This window comes from Chryseobacterium sp. RU37D (assembly GCF_900156075.1).
Classification (GTDB): domain Bacteria; phylum Bacteroidota; class Bacteroidia; order Flavobacteriales; family Weeksellaceae; genus Chryseobacterium.
In genome coordinates this window covers 1-3,466 of record NZ_FTMM01000052.1, presented here as the reverse complement: position 1 = coordinate 3,466, position 3,466 = coordinate 1, and the positions used below count along the sequence as shown (strand labels likewise).

At 30.4% G+C, this 3,466-nt stretch carries 2 protein-coding genes; both read right to left on the bottom strand.

Annotated elements, in window-relative coordinates:
* Positions 1 to 357: 357 nt before the first annotated feature.
* Entirely contained in the window at positions 358 to 2,712 is a 2,355-nt protein-coding gene (locus BW926_RS13895) for a T9SS type A sorting domain-containing protein (RefSeq protein WP_076447930.1), read from the bottom strand.
* Entirely contained in the window at positions 2,660 to 3,055 is a 396-nt protein-coding gene (locus BW926_RS13890; RefSeq protein WP_076447929.1) for a hypothetical protein, read from the bottom strand. Before BW926_RS13890 ends, BW926_RS13895 begins: the two co-directional genes overlap by 53 nt.
* Positions 3,056 to 3,466: the final 411 nt, after the last annotated feature.

Here is a 3,466-nt window from a genome sequence, read left to right as displayed (position 1 = left end):
TTAAAAGCTGGATCATAGATTTTTCGCCCTTGTTTCATACGTTAAAATTAAGGTTTTATGCTTAACTCTAACTGGAAGCTAAATTAGTATATCCACACCCATAATTTTATTAAGCTATGCCTTATAAGCAAAAAAATAAAACGGATAAGTCTAAAATGATTGTTCTTTTTTTAATTAATTTATTTGATATATCCTATTAATAAAGCAAACAACACTTCTAAAAAATCATCAAAATGCCACAAAATAAAAAGTGGCTGCGAACTATAAGTGCCACAACCACTTTAATCTAATTGTATAAATCCTCAACCTTTGACTTAAAAATGTCTTGTTGATAAATCATTATTAAGTTGAACTAATTTATTTCACAATAATTTTTTTAGCAATATTATTATTAAACTTTATTAGATAAACTCCCTTAGCATAGCTAGTGAAATCTATTAATGTGATAGGTTGCTTTATTTCAATATCTTTTATTTTCCTACCACTTATATCTAAGAGAATTGCTTTGGTATTCATCAACTCTGGATTTGTGATATTAATGGTAATAATATCTGTACTTGGATTTGGATAAATGTTTATAGTACCTGCGTTATCATTCAACTCATTAGTAGAAAGATTATTTGTTGAATACAAATTACTTTCCCAAACACCTCTTCCATAGAAAGCTACCCTTAAAACACTATTATTCGTGCCATCAAAATAGCCATATAAATCAGAAATTTGAGCGATTAAAGGCAAACCATTAGAAAAGCTATGCCAATCCGTCATCGAAGTGTTTCTATAGTATACACCATGAGGAGTGGCTATATAGAAACTTTCATTTGTTGAATATGGATCGTGTACCAAATTTAAGATACTTTCTAAGCTAAGCGAGCCAGAAATATCCGTCCAACTAATTCCTTTGTTTATTGAACGATACATTCTACTTCCACAGCTCATATAGACTATGTTAGTATTATTTTTGTTCACAACAATATTACAATAGTTGTAAGAACTGGAAGGGGTGACAGAAATTTGGTTAAATGTTATACCATTAGAAGTGTAGTAAACCTCATTATTATCTAATACAATATAAATTTCATTATCATTGATTGGAGAAATAGCAATACTTTTTATTTTGCTTGTAAAAGTTTTTACATCACTCCACGTAGGATTAGCAGATAATAAATTATTAGTTCTCTTTAATACATTTAATTGACTTACGTATGCAATACTTGTATTTAAGTTGGAAAAAACATAGTTATTTTCATTATTGGGGCTTGTTAATCCATATGGGTTTTCGCCATTATTTAAGACTAAATTTCTTCTTAGCCCATTTTCATGGTAATATGCTGTATTGGGATTCGCTAAATCAAAAGAGGCTTTGGAGCCCCAATCTCCTCCACGAATACAATACCAAGTGTTGTTGTTCAAATAAATTTCGCCATTATCTTGAGTTCCAATGGATACAATATTTCGAGATAGCTTGCTTTGTCCTAAGTGATAAATTTCAGTAGCACTTAACCCATCAGAACTAGGAGTCCAATTGGTTCCTCCATTAGTGCTTATAAAAATTCCTCCATCGTTAATGTTGAAAAGTTTCGAGTTATCATAGGGAGAAGAAATAATCTGATGCATATCAGTATGACATCCTTGCCACCAGTTTGTAAGTTTTGTCCAATTTGTTCCTCCATCTATACTTTTCCAGACCACATGTCCACAAGCATAAAGAATATTTGCATTGTTTCTGTCTGCAAATAAATCCCAGTTATAGTTTCCTTGTCCATTTCCAGAAGGTTCATATCCATTTAAATTCGGTTGTACATCACCTTTTTTTAACACAAAAGTCATTCCTCCATCAGTAGATTGATATATGATTCCACCATTCCCATTATTGCTATTTGTTCCTACAAATCCAACATAAATGACATTATTATTTGCTGCAGAAACAGCAATTCTTCCTCCATTTCCCGGATTTGGATTAACGCTAGTAATTTGTGTCCATGAATTTCCATTATCTGTACTTCTCCAAAGCGCGTTGTCTGACACAGCAAAAATAGTATTAGAAGAGCCCGATTTATAGACTATATCTTTAAATTCTCCACCAACTAATGTATTTATCCACGTTTGTCCAGCATTTGTACTTTTCCATATTCCATCAGTAGTAGCTGCGATAAGTGTATTATGATCAGTTGGAGACATTAGAATCTCCACGGCCATTCTATTTCCAATTCCTGAATTTGAAGCAGACCAGGTATTACCACCATCTGTGCTTTTATAAATTCCATATCCGTTTGAATAGTAATTCGCATCCCCAGTTGATAAATAAATGATATTATCATTTGTGTAGTCAATACATACTGAGGAACAGCTACCTTGAGGGATCTGGTTGTCGGTTTGTGTTTTATTCCAATTAAGCCCGCCATTATTACTAATCCAAAGGCCACCTGAAGCACTAACGGCATACATTTTTTGAGAATTAGTATTATGAAATTTCACCTGGCTTACTCTACCAATACCGTGAATTTGTCCAGAAATATTTGTTGGGAATAAAATTGGCCCTTTTAATGTCCAGTTTCCATTTAAGTTTTGAGCTAATGCCGAAGCCGAAATAAAGAGTAATAAAAAAAATAATTTATTCGTGTTTTTTATTTTCATATGCGTGTATATTTTTTTAGTATTAATTTGTATTCCTATTTCTTTTTTCTTTTTCCCATATTTCCATAAGCTCATTTTTAGTTAGAATCCGACCATCATCTTGAACAAATGGTAAAATTTTTATTCTCCAATAGATGAATTTTTTATACTCAAAAGCATATTTCGGTGTTTCTTCGTTTTCAAACTCTTTGATTTTGGAGTTTTTTTCTTTGAAAATCTCCTTTTCTTCAACAGGTTTTTCTTTGTCTTTCCAATAATCGTCAAAACTTTTGACGGCCTGATAGTAATTGACATTCGAATCATCCATCATTTTTACCCATTGGGGAACTTCGTTATTTTCATTTTGAGCTAGTGCCATTTGGAAAGCACCTGTAAATAAAAAAATAAATAATGCCTTAGTGATTTTTAAAAATTTCATAATATAATATATAGAGTTTTTATTTTTAGTTAATATATTAGCTGTATTTTAGCTGAAAATACAAATTCATCAGATTATATTTCCCACATTAATAATTATGGAATCATGATAGCTTTCCATATTATTTGTATAAAAGATTTTTGTCGGCTTTATTGAAAACTGAGCTTAATATTATAGCAATAAATTAAACTTAAACAGTAGTTTCATAACGATAAAAAGAATATCTTTTGAAATCCAATAGGTATTTCATAACTTACATTGAAAAATATGAAGAAAATTTATGTATTATTAGATATGAAGGATAAAAATTAATATCGAAGTTGTTTAAACTTTTAATTTTTTGATTAATCTTAAAGAAAATGCTAAAAAATGCAGATTCTTCCAAGTAATATCCAACGTTTCAAATCTTAT